The organism is Hymenobacter sp. GOD-10R, assembly GCF_035609205.1.
Classification (GTDB): domain Bacteria; phylum Bacteroidota; class Bacteroidia; order Cytophagales; family Hymenobacteraceae; genus Hymenobacter.
The window spans coordinates 1,157,488-1,173,275 of record NZ_CP141184.1; the positions used below are offsets into that span (position 1 = coordinate 1,157,488).

General features: G+C 55.0%; 12 protein-coding genes. 6 read left to right on the top strand and 6 right to left on the bottom strand.

Annotation, left to right across the window (positions count from 1 at the left end; translation table 11 throughout):
- The first annotated feature begins 105 nt into the window (after nt 1-105).
- The 4 genes from SD425_RS04830 (at nt 106) to SD425_RS04845 (ending at nt 5,585) form a co-directional block, all read left to right on the top strand.
- Nucleotides 106-1,083, top strand: coding sequence for a KpsF/GutQ family sugar-phosphate isomerase (locus tag SD425_RS04830; protein WP_416381022.1), 978 nt, complete (start codon nt 106-108; stop codon nt 1,081-1,083).
- Between the two features lie 174 nt (nt 1,084-1,257).
- On the top strand, nt 1,258-2,346 hold the full coding sequence (locus tag SD425_RS04835) for a mannose-1-phosphate guanylyltransferase (protein WP_324675976.1): 1,089 nt from the start codon (nt 1,258-1,260) through the stop codon (nt 2,344-2,346).
- A gap of 631 nt (nt 2,347-2,977) precedes the next feature.
- On the top strand, nt 2,978-3,718 hold the full coding sequence (locus SD425_RS04840; protein ID WP_324675978.1) for a class I SAM-dependent methyltransferase: 741 nt from the start codon (nt 2,978-2,980) through the stop codon (nt 3,716-3,718).
- Nucleotides 3,719-3,881: 163 nt separating this feature from the next.
- Nucleotides 3,882-5,585: a GH39 family glycosyl hydrolase gene (locus SD425_RS04845; protein WP_416381023.1), complete on the top strand. Its 1,704-nt coding sequence runs from the start codon at nt 3,882-3,884 to the stop codon at nt 5,583-5,585.
- A 128-nt stretch (nt 5,586-5,713) separates the two neighbouring features.
- On the opposite strand, the gene kduI is transcribed toward SD425_RS04845, so the two are convergent.
- Both kduI and kduD read right to left on the bottom strand, forming a co-directional pair.
- Complete coding sequence (gene kduI / locus SD425_RS04850; protein ID WP_324675980.1) at nt 5,714-6,544, bottom strand: 5-dehydro-4-deoxy-D-glucuronate isomerase; 831 nt, start codon at nt 6,542-6,544, stop codon at nt 5,714-5,716.
- A gap of 99 nt (nt 6,545-6,643) precedes the next feature.
- Nucleotides 6,644-7,414, bottom strand: coding sequence for a 2-dehydro-3-deoxy-D-gluconate 5-dehydrogenase KduD (kduD, locus tag SD425_RS04855; RefSeq protein ID WP_324675982.1), 771 nt, complete (start codon nt 7,412-7,414; stop codon nt 6,644-6,646).
- Between the two features lie 459 nt (nt 7,415-7,873).
- On the opposite strand from kduD, the gene SD425_RS04860 reads away from it, so the two are divergent.
- Nucleotides 7,874-10,918, top strand: coding sequence for a TonB-dependent receptor (locus tag SD425_RS04860; protein WP_324675984.1), 3,045 nt, complete (start codon nt 7,874-7,876; stop codon nt 10,916-10,918).
- 29 nt (nt 10,919-10,947) lie between these two features.
- On the top strand, nt 10,948-12,525 hold the full coding sequence (locus SD425_RS04865; protein WP_324675986.1) for a RagB/SusD family nutrient uptake outer membrane protein: 1,578 nt from the start codon (nt 10,948-10,950) through the stop codon (nt 12,523-12,525).
- 108 nt (nt 12,526-12,633) lie between these two features.
- Here the strand turns inward: SD425_RS04865 and SD425_RS04870 are convergent, their stop codons facing one another.
- The 4 genes from SD425_RS04870 to SD425_RS04885 all read right to left on the bottom strand — a co-directional run bounded on the left by SD425_RS04870 (nt 12,634) and on the right by SD425_RS04885 (nt 15,759).
- The gene (locus SD425_RS04870; RefSeq protein WP_324675988.1) at nt 12,634-13,038 is read right to left on the bottom strand and encodes a hypothetical protein; all 405 of its coding nucleotides are present in this window, start codon (nt 13,036-13,038) and stop codon (nt 12,634-12,636) included.
- A gap of 11 nt (nt 13,039-13,049) precedes the next feature.
- Complete coding sequence (locus SD425_RS04875; protein WP_324675990.1) at nt 13,050-13,574, bottom strand: GNAT family N-acetyltransferase; 525 nt, start codon at nt 13,572-13,574, stop codon at nt 13,050-13,052.
- Nucleotides 13,575-13,636: 62 nt separating this feature from the next.
- Nucleotides 13,637-14,560 carry a 23S rRNA (guanosine(2251)-2'-O)-methyltransferase RlmB gene (rlmB, locus tag SD425_RS04880; protein WP_324675992.1) on the bottom strand — a complete coding sequence of 308 codons (924 nt, stop codon included), beginning with the start codon at nt 14,558-14,560 and terminating at the stop codon, nt 13,637-13,639.
- A complete protein-coding gene (locus SD425_RS04885; protein WP_324675994.1) occupies nt 14,524-15,759 on the bottom strand; it encodes a GWxTD domain-containing protein in 1,236 nt (411 codons plus the stop codon). The genes rlmB and SD425_RS04885 overlap by 37 nt, the downstream gene beginning before the upstream one ends.
- Nucleotides 15,760-15,788: the final 29 nt, after the last annotated feature.

Below are 15,788 nucleotides of genomic sequence, written 5' to 3' on the forward strand. Positions count from 1 at the left end.
TAACGGTAGTGAATACTGATGAGCAGGTAAAAAGGCAGAAGGCTGTATTGAAATTTATACCACCTTTTTGGGTCTTCTTACCCGCTAATCGATATCAAATTTAGATTGAAACAGCAGAACGATATCAACTCCGTTGCAAAAAAAGTGCTTCTGCAAGAGGCCGAAGCAATTCGCAATGTGGCTACCGCTATAGAGCAGACCCAAGATTTTGCACAATGTGTAGAGGCTATTCTGGCTTTGCGGGGCCGCGTGGTAGTAACGGGCGTGGGCAAAAGCGCCCATATTGCTGGTAAGATGGTGGCCACGCTGAACTCCACGGGCACACCTGCTCTGTTTATGCACGCTGCCGACGCCATTCACGGTGACCTAGGCATGATTCAGCCGGAGGACTTCGTCATTGCGATTAGCAAAAGCGGCGATACGGCCGAAATAAAAGTGCTGGTGCCTCTGCTGCGTCGCAAAGGCGTGCTGCTGGCGGCATTGGTTTCCAACGCAGGCTCCTACCTAGCTACGCAAGCCGATTATGTGCTGCACGCGCCCATAGAGCGCGAAGCCTGCCCACACGACCTAGCTCCGACCACAAGCACCACGGCCGCGCTTGCTCTCGGGGATGCCTTGGCCGTGTGCTTGCTGGAAGCCCGGCAGTTCAGCAGCGCCGATTTTGCGCACTTACATCCAGGGGGGACCCTAGGCAAGAAACTTTACTTGAAAGTAGGTGACTTGAGCCGGCAGAACGAAAAGCCGCGAGTGTCAGTGGAGGCTCCCTTGAAGGAGGTTATTCTCGAGATATCGGGTAAGCGCCTAGGGGCAACTGCCGTGCTCGACCCCGATGACGATGCGCTCCTAGGCATCATCACCGATGGCGATTTACGACGGATGCTCACCAACTTTGCCCGCCTCGATGATGTACGTGCCAGCGATATCATGACGTCTACTCCTGCCACAATTGACCTAGACGATTTTGCGGTTGAAGCTCTCACCCGCATGCAACACCGCAATATTACGCAGCTCATTGTAACTGAGAATGGGCACTTTAGCGGCTTTATTCACCTACACGATCTGTTGCGGGAGGGGCTGGTATAACTTGGATTGCCCGCAAAAACCTCCTAGTTTGCCTGCTTGCAATCCAATGTGTTGTTGTCAAAACACAAAAGATAATGTAGGGATAACTGCATTATCAATGGGAAATATAGCATATTTGCTTTCTTTAAGACATAAGGCTTTGCATGACTGTTGGTCATTGACCTCTTTAGAACTATGGAACAGAACACCTACCTCGTCGTAATGGCGGGCGGCATTGGTAGCCGCTTTTGGCCCTTCAGCCGTACCAATCATCCCAAGCAATTTCACGATGTGATGGGCGTGGGACGCTCAATGTTGCAGCTCACCGTTGACCGTTTTCAAGGCGTGTGTCCGCCCGAAAATGTATTTGTAGTGACAAACCGTGACTACACGGACTTGGTACACCAGCATCTCCCTGAGTTACCGCTCGATCAAATTCTAGGCGAGCCTATTGGCCGTAATACAGCTCCTTGCATTGCGTACGCGAGCTACCGCATCATGCAGCGCGACCCCAAAGCGGTTATCATAGTGACGCCTGCCGACCACGCCGTACTACGCGAAGAGGAATTCCGCAGCATGATTAACCGAGCTGTAGACGCCGCGCGTACCCACGAAGTGCTGATTACCCTCGGGATCAAACCCGCCCGTCCTGACACGGGATACGGCTACATTCAGTACCTCGACCAAGATGACAGCGGCATGCCCGGTGGGCTGAAAAAGGTGAAAACCTTTACCGAAAAGCCTAATCTCGAGCTAGCAAAGATGTTCGTAGAAAGCGGCGACTTCCTCTGGAACTCGGGCTTGTTCGTGTGGCGTGCCGATGTGATTGTACAGGCTTTCCATAACTACCTGAGCGACATTTCTGAGGTGTTCGATGATGGCTTGTCGCAGCTGGGCACGCCGCAGGAGGAAGAGTTTATCACGCAGGCTTACACGCGCTGCCGCAACATCAGCATTGATTACGGCATCATGGAGAAAGCCGATAACGTGTTTGTGCTGCCTGCCGACTTCGGGTGGAGCGACCTAGGTACCTGGGACTCGCTACACCGCATTGGTCGCCCAGACGAGTGCAACAACGTCGTGGATGGCGATGTAATCCTCTACGACACGTGCGAGTGCGTGATCAAAACACCTGCTGAACGCCTCGTAGTAGTGCAGGGGCTCGATGGCTACATCATTGCGGAGTACGACAATGTGTTGCTCATCTGCAAGCGTACCGAAGAGCAACGCGTGAAGGAATTTGTAGCTGATGTGAAAGCTAAAAAAGGCCACGGCTACAACTAATAGTAAGTAGCCACTGCGAGGCAGTAAGCCAAAGTAGCTAATATCGATTCCCCGGAATATCTTTTAGAATATTCCGGGGAATTGTTTTTTAGGCGGAGCGATGTTTCTGCTAAGAGATGGTAGTACTTGAGTTATCAGGTGGTTTTTTTCTAGAATTTAATCTGTTATTAATTGATTTTTAACGTTTTGCTAAGCAATGTGCCGTATTATTGCTGATAGCTATGGAATGTTAAATGCTTCCTCGCGGCTCTTGCGCTATTGTAGAGGAAGTGTTACTACTTCATGGGATTTTCTAGTTTCAGATCAAGCGTGATTTGAACAGCAAACTTGTAAGCGTTTATCCTTTCCTGTTGAGCTGATTAAACTAGTTCTTCAGCAACGAGCTAATCTAACGCACACCTATTCGCAGAGCATTTCTGGAAGCTAGCCTTGTAGAAGCTCCGTTCGCACACCTGCCGGTTCGCATTTACATCTTTTTTACTGGCGTTCTCAGCGTGGCGAGAACTGTTGTTGCGGCATTTGTCGGCAAAGGCAAGCATTGCGCGAGCTACTACTTACGTCCGAGTTCTAGGCTTGCGGCTGCGCTAGCTGCAAGCACGTACCTGATCCTACTACCATACCAGCAGAGCCCATGAATTTCAAAGACAGATTGTACGAAGTTTACGTGAGCAGTGAGCAAGCAGGTGGCGCTGTCGTCAATCAACTAAAAAGCGGCAAGCAGCCCTTCGACGGCAGTGGCCCTTACATCACGCAACTCATCAAGGAGTATATCCCAACTGACCGAAACCTACGCATTATCGACCTAGGTTGCGGACACGGCGCACACCTCTATTTCTTAAAGAAGCAGGGCTATCATAACCTGATCGGGGTAGATACTTCGGCGGAGCAGGTGGAGCTAGCCCATCAGCTAGGGGTGGAGGAAGTGCAGTGCGGTGACATGGAGGAGTTCTTATCCCGTGACCGGGAAGCGGCAGACGTTGTGTTGCTGATTGACATTCTGGAGCACCTGCCGCTAAAAATTGCATTCGAATTATTGGATAGCATTTTCGCCAAGCTGAACAAAGGTGGGCGGCTGATTATCCACGTGCCGAACGCAGAAGGCCTCTACGGCATGCGCATCCGCTACGGCGACCTAACGCACGAGCAAGCTTTCACGCCGACCTCTATCCGGCAGCTACTCAAAACGGTTGGCTTCTCCAAGGTCACGTACTCGGAAGATAAGCCTGTCGTGCATGGAATGCTGTCGTTTATCCGGCGGGTGCTGTGGGGAATACTAACAGCGCCGCACCGGTTGCTCCTAATGGCAGAAACGGGGCATAAGCGCTTTATCTTGTCTCAAAACATGCTGGTGGTAGCGCAGAAAGGCGGCTAGGCAAAGGCAGCAGCTCGATACTCGGTAACAACCGACCTAGGAAACGTTTGCCTTTGTGCCCAAGGTGGTTGCCGGAACGAAAGAATACGCTAGCTTTAAATGCTTGCTATTCGGCGCCCTTTTCTCCCATCCACCCGAGATATAGAGCAAGCGTTCTGCTACCATGATGCTGAACACCAGCTACTTTCTGCGGCAGCCACTCGTGCTGTTGTATCTCGTTCTTTTTGTTTCTTTTCAAGGCCAAGCTCAATCCGCAACCCGCTCTGCGCCTACTCGCATTGAGGTGAACTTACAACAGCCCCTAGGGCCGATGAAGCCAATTTGGGCGTGGTTTGGCTATGATGAGCCGAACTACACCTACATGAAGGACGGGCGCAAGCTGCTCACTGAAATCAGCCAGCTCAGCCCCGTGCCGGTATATGTGCGGGCGCACAACCTGCTGACGACCGGTAACGGCGAGGCCGCCATGAAATGGGGCTCTACCAACGTGTACACCGAAGATGCGCAAGGCCGGCCGGTCTACAGTTGGGCGCTGGTTGACAGCATCTTCGATACGTACGTGAAGCGCGGCATGAAGCCGCTAGCGCAGATCGGGTTTATGCCCGAAGCCATGTCGACACACCCGGAGCCTTACCGACACTACTGGCAGCCCGGCCAACCTTACCAGAACATCATCACGGGGTGGGCTTATCCGCCGAAAGACTACCAGAAATGGGGCGAGCTAGCCTACCAGTGGGTGCGCCACTGTGTGCAGCGCTACGGCCAGAAGGAAGTGGAAAGCTGGTACTGGGAAGTATGGAACGAGCCTGATGGTTTTTATTGGAAAGGCTCGCAAGCCGACTTCTTCAAGCTCTTCGATTACGCCGCTGATGGTGTAAAAAGGGCACTGCCCACTGCTCGCATCGGCGGACCCAACGTAACCGGTGGCGCCCAGAAATACCTAGATGCCTTCCTCAAACACTGCACCGAGGAAACCAACTACGCGACCGGTAAAGTAGGGACGCCCCTGGATGCCATCCTGTTTCACGCTAAAGGTGCACCAAAGCTCGTCAATGGCGTAGTCGTGATGGATGTGCGCCAGCAGTTGCGCAACATCGATGGGCACTTGAAGATTATTGCCAAATATCCGCAGTTGAAGAACTTACCCATCATCCTAGGCGAGTCGGACCCGGAAGGCTGCGCAGCATGCGGCATGAAGACCAACCCGGAAAATGCGTACCGCAACGGCACGATGTACTCGAGCTACACGGCTGCTTCGTTGGCTCGCGAATATGCCCTGATGGATGCGTACCAAGCTAACCTGATTGGCTCGACGAACTGGTCTTTTGAGTTTGAGAATCAGCCCTGGTTTGCGGGCTTTCGGGACCTAGCTACCAATGGCGTCGATAAACCAGTGCTAAATGTGTTTCGCATGTTTGGCATGATGAAAGGCAACCGCGTAGCCGTGCAAAGCCCGCGCATGTATCCCTTACAAACCGTGCTCGACTCTAGCGTGCGTGCTCGCCCCGACCTAGGTGCCCTCGCAGCGAAAGATCAGCGCACCGCCACCGTGATGGTGTGGAACTATCACGATGCCAACCAAACCAGCCCCGCCGAACCGGTGCAAATCTATTTGCAGGGCCTGCCTACTGGCGCCGTCACGGTGACGCATTACCGGATTGATGATGAGCACAGCAATTCATACGAAGCCTGGAAGAAGATGGGCTCACCGGCCCAGCCCACTGCCGCGCAGATTGCGACACTCGAAAAAGCAGGTCAGCTTCAGCTATTGGCTAAGCCTACCAAGCAGCAAGTAAAAGCTGGTTCTTTAGCGCTAAGCATGACGCTGCCGCGGCAAGGCGTATCGCTGCTGAAAGTAGACTGGTAAAAACGACTGTAGCGCGAAGCTCCTGCTTCGCGCCTCGTTGAACGACTCGCCTAGTGCTGTGCCAGGAGTATATCGTTCGACGAGGCGTGAAACGGGAGTTTCGCGCTACAGTCGTTCTTGCAAAAGACCTAGCTTAGGTCGTAGATACCTACAGGGTCCATGTCGGTGTACTCCAGGTTTTCGCCGGCCATGCCCCAGATGAAAGCATAGTTACTTGTGCCGCAACCCGTATGAATTGACCACGGCGGCGACAGAATAGCCTGCTCGTTGCTGATCCACAGTGGGCGCGTCTCTTGTGGCTGGCCCATCATGTGTAGCACGCGCTGATTTTCGGGCAGGTTGAAGTACAGATATGCCTCCATGCGGCGGTCGTGCACGTGGCTCGGCATGGTGTTCCACACGCTGCCAGGCTTCAACTGGGTGAGGCCCATCACAAGCTGGCAGCTTGGGATGCCCTCGTTGTAGATGTACTTGTAGATGGTGCGCTGGTTGGCAGTTTCCAACGTGCCCATCTCCACGGGTGTTGCCTCAGCTTGCGTACGGCGGGTGGTTGGGTATTCCTTATGCGCCGGGGCTGATAACAGGTAGTATTTCGCCGGATTAGCTGCATCAACGCTGCTGAATTGCACCTCGCGGCTGCCTTTGCCGATGTAAAGACAGTCTTGGGTACCTAGGTCGTAGGTCTGGCCATCAACGGTTATTTGCCCGGCGCCGCCAATGTTCAAGGCACCTAGCTCCCGGCGCTCCAGAAAGAAGTTAGCCCGCAGCTCGGCAGGGCAAGGGAGCGTTACTGGCTCCGCAAGGGGAGCCGCTCCACCTACCATCATGCGGTCGTAGTGTGTATAAACGAAGTGAATGTCACCAGGTACAAACATCGTTTCAATCAGAAAGTGGCTGCGTAGCTCAGCTGTGTTCATGGCCGCGGTTTCGCGCGGGCTACAGGCATAGTATTGAATCATAAAGCGAAGTGTTGATTGTTAAGTGTTGACGGTTGAGCGTTGAATGGCTTTGCTTATGTCTGAACGGTTTAGCCTTCAATACCTACTTCTCAGCCTTTCTTAGCGACCCATCCAGCCGCCGTCGACAGTCAGGATGGTACCGTGTACGTAGTCGCCGGCTTTAGAAGCTAGGAAAACCGTGGGTCCTTTGAAGTCGTCGGGGGTGCCCCAGCGTCCGGCGGGAATGCGACCTAGGATGCTCTGGCTGCGGTCGGGGTCGTTGCGCAGGGCTGTGGTATTGTCGGTGGCTATGTAGCCGGGAGCAATACCATTTACATTCACCCCCTTGCCAGCCCACTCGTTGGCCAACGCTTTCACCAAGCTACCAATAGCGCCTTTGCTGGCGGCATAGCCCGGCACCGTGATACCACCCTGGAAGGTGAGCAGTGAGGCTGTAAAGATGATTTTGCCCGAGCCTTGCGCGAGCATCTGCCCACCAATGGCGCGGGCTAAGCGGAAAGGCGCGTCGAGGTTGATGGTGAGCACCTCATCCCAGTCGGCGTCGGAGTGCTCGGCAGCGGGTGCTCGACGGATGGTGCCGGCGTTATTGATAAGAATATCGATGCGCGGGAAATCCTGCTGTACCTTCTGAATAAACGCGTCGACTTGGTCGCGCTTGCTGAAGTCGGCTTGGTACGCGGTGAAGGAACGACCTAGGGCTTGCACGGCCTGCTCGGTTTCGCTGCCCTCGAGGGCAAGAGAAGCTGACACCCCAATGATGTCGGCGCCGGCTTCGGCGAGGCCCAGGGCCATGCCTTGCCCAATGCCTTTGTTGCAGCCTGTGACTAGCGCAATTTTACCGGTCAGGTCGAAAAGGGAAGATGTATCCATAAGGTCCGTTTGGTTTAACGGGCGTTAAGGTAAGAAGCGCAGGCTTTTCTTGCTTGTTAGACCGGTATTTTACGCCTAGCTCGTTTTCGTAATAAAAAGTGTCTCGGCTGTCCGCATAGGTTTGCGCTGCTAGATAAACTAACTGTGATTTATCTGTAAGTTGCTAGTAGTCAAAAAATGGTTGATTTTAACCTTAGATTAATTTACCCCGCCTTTTGACTAAAAGTACCCTGTTCTTTCTAATAAGCTCCCTATACTTTTGATCCACTCAAACGATTGCAGGCGCATTAGCGAAATGCTTATCGAGATATTGCCAGTTGATAAGTGAGGTCGCTGAGTGGAGTTTGCTACGGAGGAAGAGTACACACCTGTTTCCCTATTTCCCACCTGTCCGGTGAAATGCCGGCGTTAATTTCTCTACCTATGAGGGTAAAAACCTTACTCTTGTGCGGGGCACTTGTGCCTCTGCAAGCCTCCTTCTCTGTGGCCGCCTATGCGGCGAGAGTAGAAGGCGATAACAAAGTTGTCGCTGGCTCCGACACGTTCGTAAACCTAGCCGCTGGCACGATTACCGGCACTGTGCTCGATGAAAAAGGGGACGGCATGCCTGGCGCCACGGTTGTGCTGAAAGGAAGTACTCAAGGTACCACGACCGACGCCAACGGGCGCTTCACCCTAACCATTCCGGCGGATATGCCCACGCCCACACTGGTCATTTCCTCTATCGGCTATGTGAAGCAGGAAATCCCCGTTGGCACCCAGACCACTTTCTCCATCAAGCTAGCCCAGAACACGCAAGACCTGAACGAAGTCGTGGTGGTGGGCTATGGCACCCAAAAGCGTTCCGACGTAACGGGCTCGGTAGCCTCGGTGCCGCAAGACCGCTTGGAACGCATTCCGGTTTCGAACATAGCCCAAGCCTTGCAAGGAGCCGTTGCGGGCGTTAACATCACGGCTGCGTCGAGTGTGCCGGGTAGCCAGCCTAGCATCCAGGTGCGGGGCGTGCGCTCCATCACGGCCGGTACCAATCCTTACTTGGTGGTAGATGGCGTGCCATTTCCGGGCAACTTGAACGACATCAACCCCAACGACATTGCCTCCATCGACATTCTGAAGGATGCCTCTTCGACAGCCATCTACGGTACGCGAGGCTCCAACGGAGTAATCCTGGTGACTACCAAACGCGGCAAAACTGGCAAGCCCCAGATTCGCTACAACGGCTACGCAGGCCCCGAAACCATGGTGTACAAGCTGCACCCGCTCGACGGACCGGCTTTCTCAGCCAAATGGCAGGAGTTTACCCGGCAGCGCGGCATCAACCTCACGCCCGTGCCTAACATCGGGGAAACGGAAAATTACAATGCAGGTCGTACCACGGACTGGATGGATCTGATCAAGCAGCAGGGCTCTATTCAAGATCACAATGCTTCTATTTCGGGCGGTACGGAAAACGTGAAGTACTTCGTATCGGGCGACTACTTCAAGCAGAAAGGCATCATCAAGGGCTACCAGTTCCAACGGATTAGCCTGCGCTCGAACATCGACGCCACGCTCACAGACTGGCTGCGCGTTGGTACTTCGGCGTTCTACTCAACTTCCAACGACGACGGGGGCCGCGCCGACTTGAGCCTAGCTCAGGTGCTGAGCCCTTACGGTAACGTGTATAACCCCGACGGCACTTACACGATTTATCCTCAGCCCCCGGAGCAGCTGGTGAAGAACGCCATGCTAGGGCTGACCACCCAGCGCCAGGACCGCGTAAACCAGCTTACTGGCACGGGGTACGCCGAAGTGGAGCCGACCTTCCTGGAGGGGCTGAAGTACCGGGTGAATGCTACATACTCGTACCGGCCCGGCCGCTTCGCCAACTACAATGGCCGCCAATTCGGTGACCTGCGTGGCACGGCCCAGCTCATCAACGATGAGCGCCAGAACTACACGGTGGAGAACCTGCTGTTCTACAACAAGAGTTTCGATAAGCACCACTTCGACCTAACGGCGCTCTACAGTGCCCAGGAGAACCGGTATTTCACGACCACCGAAACGGCCACCGGGTTTATCAACGACCAAATCGGCTTCAACAGCATCGGCTCGGGCTCAAACACGCCGACGATCAGCTCCTACAGCGAGCGGCGGACCTTGGTGTCGCAGATGGCGCGCCTCAACTACAATTACGATAGCCGCTACCTGTTCACGGTTACGGCCCGGCGCGACGGCTCGTCGGTGTTTGGCGTCGATGCTGACAAGTACGCCATCTTCCCCTCAGTGGCCCTAGGGTGGAACATTGCCAACGAAAATTTCCTGAAAGACCAGGATCGGGTGAGCGTGCTCAAGCTGCGCTTTTCGTACGGCACGACCGGTAATGAGGGCATCAACCCCTACCAGACCATCACGGGCGACGCGCTGCTGCAATACGCTTACGGTGGGGTAGCCTCCACAGGCTTGCGGGCCGACCGCATCGGTAACACGCGGCTGAAGTGGGAACAAACCACTAGCACCAACTACGCTGTCGACTTCGGCTTCCTGAAAAACCGCATTACGGGTACGGTGGAGTACTACAATGCGAAGACCAAAGATCTGCTGCTGAACCGTCAGATTCCGATCATTTCGGGCTATAGCACCATTCTGGACAACGTAGGGTCGGTGCAAAACCGAGGCTTGGAACTGAGCTTGACCACGGCTAACGTGCAGGGCTCCAACTTCACCTGGGAAACTACGCTGAATGCCTCGGGCAACCGCAACAAGCTGCTAAGCCTAGGCTACACCAGCGCCGACGACATTGGCAACCGTCTCTTCATCGGCCGTTCGTTGGGCGCTGTGTACGACTACGTGCGGACCGGCGTGTGGCAGCAAGGGGAAGACCCCAGCACCCAGGACCCCGGCTCCAAGCCCGGCGACCTGAAATTCGCTGACCTCAACGGCGACGGCAAAATCACGACCCTCGACCGCAAATACCTAGGTACTAATTACGCCAAATGGCAGGGTGGTATCACCAACACCTTTACCTACAAAGGCTTAAGTCTGCGGGTGTTCATCCAGACGGTGCAAGGTGCGCTGAAGAACAACCCTAACCTGAACTTCCTAGACCTAGGTGGGCGCCTCAACAGCCCACGGGAAGTAGGCTATTGGACGGCCGATAACAAGAGCCAAGACCGCCCCAGCCTGAGCTACATCAACCCTCGTGGCTATAGCTACCCGAGCAATAGCAGCTTCACCCGCCTCAAGGACGTAACGCTCAATTACAGCTTCCCCGCCGCCCTGGTTGACAAGCTAAAGCTAGGTACCCTGTCGGTATACGTGAGCGGACGCAACCTCTACACTTGGACCAAGTGGATTGGCTGGGACCCCGAGCAGACGTACACCATTGGCAACGGCACCGGCAACATCGATAACCCAACGAGCCTGCTTAACGCGCCCACCTCGTTTAGTCCAGGCAATGGAGTTAACCCGAACTTTCCCACCGTGCGGTCTTTCGTGTTTGGCCTCAACATCGGCTTGCGCTAATCTTCCCACCCGATTTATCACCTTTACATATGAAACGTTTTGCGTTAGCATTCACGGCTTTGCTGGGAGCATCCCAGCTGATGAGCTCGTGTAAGAAAGATTACCTGGAAGAAAATCCCGCCTCGCTCTACACGCCTCAAACAGTACTCGTTGACTCGCTAGGGTTTGAATCCGCCATGGCTGGTTTGCAGTCAGTGGTACGGGAGCAGTACACGCGTTCCGATGAGCAAGGCCTTCTCGGCATGATGCAGGAGGGCACCGACGTGGCCATTCCGGGCCAGGTGCAGGGCGCCGAGATACCTTATTATAACTACACATTGCTGAATGCCCAGGACCAAGCGGCCTCGGTGATGTGGAGCTGGGCTTATCGCACCATCAACAACTGCAACCAGATTATTGCGGGCGCGGCTACGGCACCTGCTACCCTGCGCCAGGGCTACAAAAACCGCATCAGCGCAGAGGCTAGGTTCTTCCGAGCCTACGCTTATAATTTCTTGGTTACGCTCTGGGGGGATGTGCCGCTGGTAGATGCGCCCGTGACTTCGCCGCGCACTGACTTCACCCGTACGCCTGTTGCGGATGTCAACGCCTTTATCATCAATGACCTGACCACCGCTATTCCAAGCATGTTCAATGCGAGCAAAGCTGTGTCGGGCCGCATCACACAGGGCGCGGCGCAGCAGTTGCTCGGCGAAGTGTACTTGCGGACCAAGCAGAATGCGCTGGCCGAGCAGGTGCTACAGTCCCTTATCAACAGCAACCAGTACAAGCTGATCACGGCTCGCTATGGCGTGCGTGCTTCGCTGCCGGGCGACTACTTCTCCGATATGTTTATTATCGGCAACCAGCGCCGCAACCAAGGGAATACGGAGCTTATCTGGGGAGTTGAGCAGCAACTTTTGGTGCCTGGTGCTACCACCAATGCGCAGCAGCGTCGCATGTGGGTGCCTGCTTACTATAACATCAAGGGGATGGCGCTAGCCGATTCCCTCGGAGGACGAGGCCTAGGTCGCTTACGCCTGAGCAACTGGGTCGACTACCGCCTGTATACAGCCCAAGACATGCGCAATTCGAAGTACAACCTGAAGCGGCGCTTTTACTACAATGACCCAACCCAAACCGCTACGTACGGCAAGCGCGTAACGGGCCTAGCGGGCTCGGATACCATCTACAACATCACGCCCTACACCACCAAGTGGAACCAGTTTGATCCGAGTGACACCTTTGGTTTTGGCACCATCAAGGACATCACAATGATGCGCCTGGGCGAAACGTACCTGCTGCTGGCCGAAGCTCAGTTCAACCAGGGTAAGCTAGCTGAAGCCGCCGCGAGCATCAACGTGCTGCGTACCCGCGCCCAAGCACCCCAAGTGACGGCTAGCCAGATAACGCTCAATTTTATTCTAGATGAGCGAGCCCGCGAGTTGATTGGGGAGGAGCAGCGCCGCATTACGCTGGTGCGCACCGGTACGCTGGTCGAGCGGACGCTACGATTGAATGGAGCCTCCGTAACCGGTTTGACCGACAAGAACCTGCTGCTGCCCATTCCGCAGACGTCGATTGACCTGAATAGCAGCGGTGGTTTGACCCAAAATCCAGGGTACTAACCTTGTTTCGCAAAGCTCCTAACTAGCAGCATGCTGGTAGCCTAGGCACAAAACAAAGCCCCGAACCTAGCTAGGTCCGGGGCTTTGTTTTGTATGAAATCACTTTAGCTAGTTGGCGGTGAGCCATACAGTGGCCTCGTCAACGGAAGTGAAATAAGCATACGTAAGGGGCTGCATTAAACTGCCGCCTACTGTGCGCGCCGCCAAACGGCTCAGCGGCTTTTCTGCTTCGACGATGGCGCAGCGAGCGTAATTCACCTCTGCAATAGCCTGTGGTACCCAAGTTTCTACCAACCATTGCTGCACGTCCTGCGGCATGGGCGGGCGTTGGTTGTGGGTTGTCATCAGGCTAGATGCTTCGAAGTATTTCATGGCTCGAAGCAAGTGCTCATAAATGGCTCGTAGCTCTTGACTAGAGACAACAGTAGGTTGCCAATCGAGCTGCACATATCCCGCCGGATGGTAAGAAATGCTGGCGGCTGCATTGTGAAAGTAACGAGTAGGAGCTAGCATACCACAAGTAGTTAAGACAGCTGTTTCTCCATCACTACAAAAGTCAGTACCTGGTTAGGGATGCCAAATTTCGGCGAAGTTGGAAATGGCTCCGTAGCACCCGTCAGCCGGTAGCCGCGCCGCTCGTACCAGGTTATCAGCTCGTGCCGCACCGAAATGACGGTCATCGTGACTGTACGGCAATGCTGTTGCTGCGCATAGGTTTCCCCAGCTTGCAACAGCTGCTTGCCAATACCTTTGGCCTGTAAGCCTGGCTTGACTGATAGCATACCTAGGTAAAGGGTATCCGCTTTTTTCTCCAGGTACACGCATCCAATCAGCTGCCCTTCGGCATCAGTGCCCTTCAGGATGGTGACAGCTGGCGTAGCTAGCATCTCTTGCAAAGAGTCAGCATCCGTGCGAATACCTTCCAACAAATCCGCTTCGGTAGTCCAACCTTTTCGCGACTCGTCGCCGCGGTAAGCATTATTAACCAGCGTAACCAACGCTGGAATGTCGGCTGCAGTAGCCGGGGTAATAAGCAGGGAGTCAATCATACAAAAACACAATGACGCTTAATCGCTTACTAAGCAAAAGCATTGCCTGTCTTTGTGAATGGCTACTGTACCGCCGCGCGTAGTCGCTGACGCTGCACTTCAAACAGCATGATGCCACTGGCCACCGACACGTTGAGCGAGCTGATTTGACCAACCATCGGAATACGAATCTTGTGGTCCGCGAGCTTCAGATACTCGGGCGAAATGCCATCTTCCTCGCTGCCCATTAGCACCGCTACCGGGCCTGTTAGGTCAACTGCGCCCGTCTCTAAGCTAGCTTCGGCCTTCTCCGTGCAGGCCACTATCTGCACGCCCGATTGTTGCAAGAAGGCAATAGTATCTTTTAGGTTGGGCTCGCGGCACACCGGAATCAGGTTTAGCGCGCCGGCCGACGTTTTGAGGGCGTCGCCGTTGATTTGGGCCGCGCCCCGGCTCGGCACCACAATGGCGTTGACCCCTAGGCATTCCGCATTGCGGGCGATGGAGCCGAAGTTGCGCACATCCGTGATGCGGTCGAGAAGGAGCAATAGCGGCGTTTTGCCTTCCTCATACAAGCCCGCCAAAATGCTGTCTAGCGGCTGGTAGTCGATTGGCGACACGAACGCCACCGCACCTTGGTGGTTCTTGCGGGTAAGGTCGTTCAGTTTTTCGAGCGGTACCAACGCCACCGGAATATTCGCGGCCTTAGCTAGCTCATTTATTTCCTGTGTGATGCTGTTCTTGGTACTGCGCAGCAAATAGATTTTCTCCAGCGTACGGCCTGCGTTCAGTGCTTCTAGAATGGGTCGCAAACCAAATAGCATCTCGATGCTACGGTCGGCGGCTGGGCGGTGTGGGTAGCGCGGCTTGTCGCCACGCGGCGCACGGTCGCCTCCCGCGCCACGGTCGGCGCGGTCACTCGGCCGATTGACGGGGCGGTTTTCGGAATCGTAAAAGCGGCGGCGCTCATTCAGCGGGCCGTCGGGGCGGTCAGTCCTTTTCTCCATTGATCGACGGCGGCATACCAGAGGCGTTCATACTCAGGGCGGCGCACCAATTCATAGTGTTCGGGGGCAAAGGTACTGGGTTTAGGGCGGAACGTGTATGTGCCTTCGCCCATCATACCGGGCCGGTAAAGCCAACGCTCCTCAGTAGCCGTGCGGTAAACCGTTTCGGGCGGGCCATACACGATGTAAAGCATGCCGCGGTCGGTCATCCAACCTGCTTTGTAGCTCGAAAATAAACGGTTAGCGGCCGCCACTCGCTCGTAGTACGTGCGAATTAATTGGCGCGCAACGACCTGCTGCCCGCCAGCTACATCCAGCCAAAACCGGTCGACGGCGCGCTTAGGGTCTGGCGAGTCATAAAGCCGCTGGCGTTCGGCCGTGGACGTCAAGTAAATGAGCGGTTGGATCAATTCAACGGCCTGCGTCAGTTCCGGGAAACTATTACGCTCCGCCAACAGCCCAAATGACTTTTCACTGCCACTCACCCGCATGGCGTACAAGCCAGGCCCCGCGAGCTTGATACGCCGACCAGCCTGGATGCTTGACGAGTCTTGTACGGCCATGCTGCGGGGTGGCGGCGGGAGAGTAGCGGGATTGGTCATGGGCGGCAGGGCCGTCATGAAGTTGGGCGCATATTGCTTAATGGTGAGGGGCTGCTGGGTGCCGTAGCTACTCACCTGAAAAACTTCGCCAACGCGCACGTAGCGCCGTAGCAAAGGCGCTCCAACGGAGTCAGCCAGCAGGAACGTGCGGCTGAGGCGCTCGGGTGTAATTTCCAGCCACACGCCTTCGCTACTATCCTCGCTTTTGGCCGCGCCACTGTGCACATTCACAATTTGCCCGGCGGCCAAGGAGGCAATTGGCAAACTGAAATCGACGAGCTTCGCCGAGCCAATCTGCCGTGTACGGTGAGCTAGGTGCCGTACACTATCCTGTAAAACGGGTTTTCGGCTTTCATAATCCTGCCAGAGGATTACCTGCAACGGCTGATTTAGCGGCAAGGATTTGGCGTCAGCAAAGCGAAGAAAGATGTGTAAACTATCGTTCTCGCGGCGGGTGTCAACCTGAACCTGGCGGTCGATGCGGTACTGGCTCGAGAAGTCGCGGCGTGGACCGGGAGGCACCGCGCTCGGCAAGCTCAGCAAACCTAGGACGAGTAAACAAGGCGCCCCTAGGGTAAGGAGAACAGGTTTTTTCATTTCAACAATCGACTAGCGCAACAGACCGG

Excerpts from the sequence above, each read along its gene's own strand:
- SD425_RS04840 (WP_324675978.1), top strand. The coding sequence starts at position 2,978 with ATGAATTTCAAAGACAGATTGTACGAAGTTTACGTGAGCAGTGAGCAA.
- SD425_RS04885 (WP_324675994.1), bottom strand. The coding sequence starts at position 15,759 with ATGAAAAAACCTGTTCTCCTTACCCTAGGGGCGCCTTGTTTACTCGTC.
- SD425_RS04875 (WP_324675990.1), bottom strand. The coding sequence starts at position 13,574 with ATGATTGACTCCCTGCTTATTACCCCGGCTACTGCAGCCGACATTCCA.
- SD425_RS04845 (WP_416381023.1), top strand. The coding sequence starts at position 3,882 with ATGATGCTGAACACCAGCTACTTTCTGCGGCAGCCACTCGTGCTGTTG.
- SD425_RS04865 (WP_324675986.1), top strand. The coding sequence starts at position 10,948 with ATGAAACGTTTTGCGTTAGCATTCACGGCTTTGCTGGGAGCATCCCAG.
- kduI (WP_324675980.1), bottom strand. The coding sequence starts at position 6,544 with ATGATTCAATACTATGCCTGTAGCCCGCGCGAAACCGCGGCCATGAAC.
- kduD (WP_324675982.1), bottom strand. The coding sequence starts at position 7,414 with ATGGATACATCTTCCCTTTTCGACCTGACCGGTAAAATTGCGCTAGTC.
- SD425_RS04870 (WP_324675988.1), bottom strand. The coding sequence starts at position 13,038 with ATGCTAGCTCCTACTCGTTACTTTCACAATGCAGCCGCCAGCATTTCT.
- SD425_RS04835 (WP_324675976.1), top strand. The coding sequence starts at position 1,258 with ATGGAACAGAACACCTACCTCGTCGTAATGGCGGGCGGCATTGGTAGC.
- rlmB (WP_324675992.1), bottom strand. The coding sequence starts at position 14,560 with ATGGAGAAAAGGACTGACCGCCCCGACGGCCCGCTGAATGAGCGCCGC.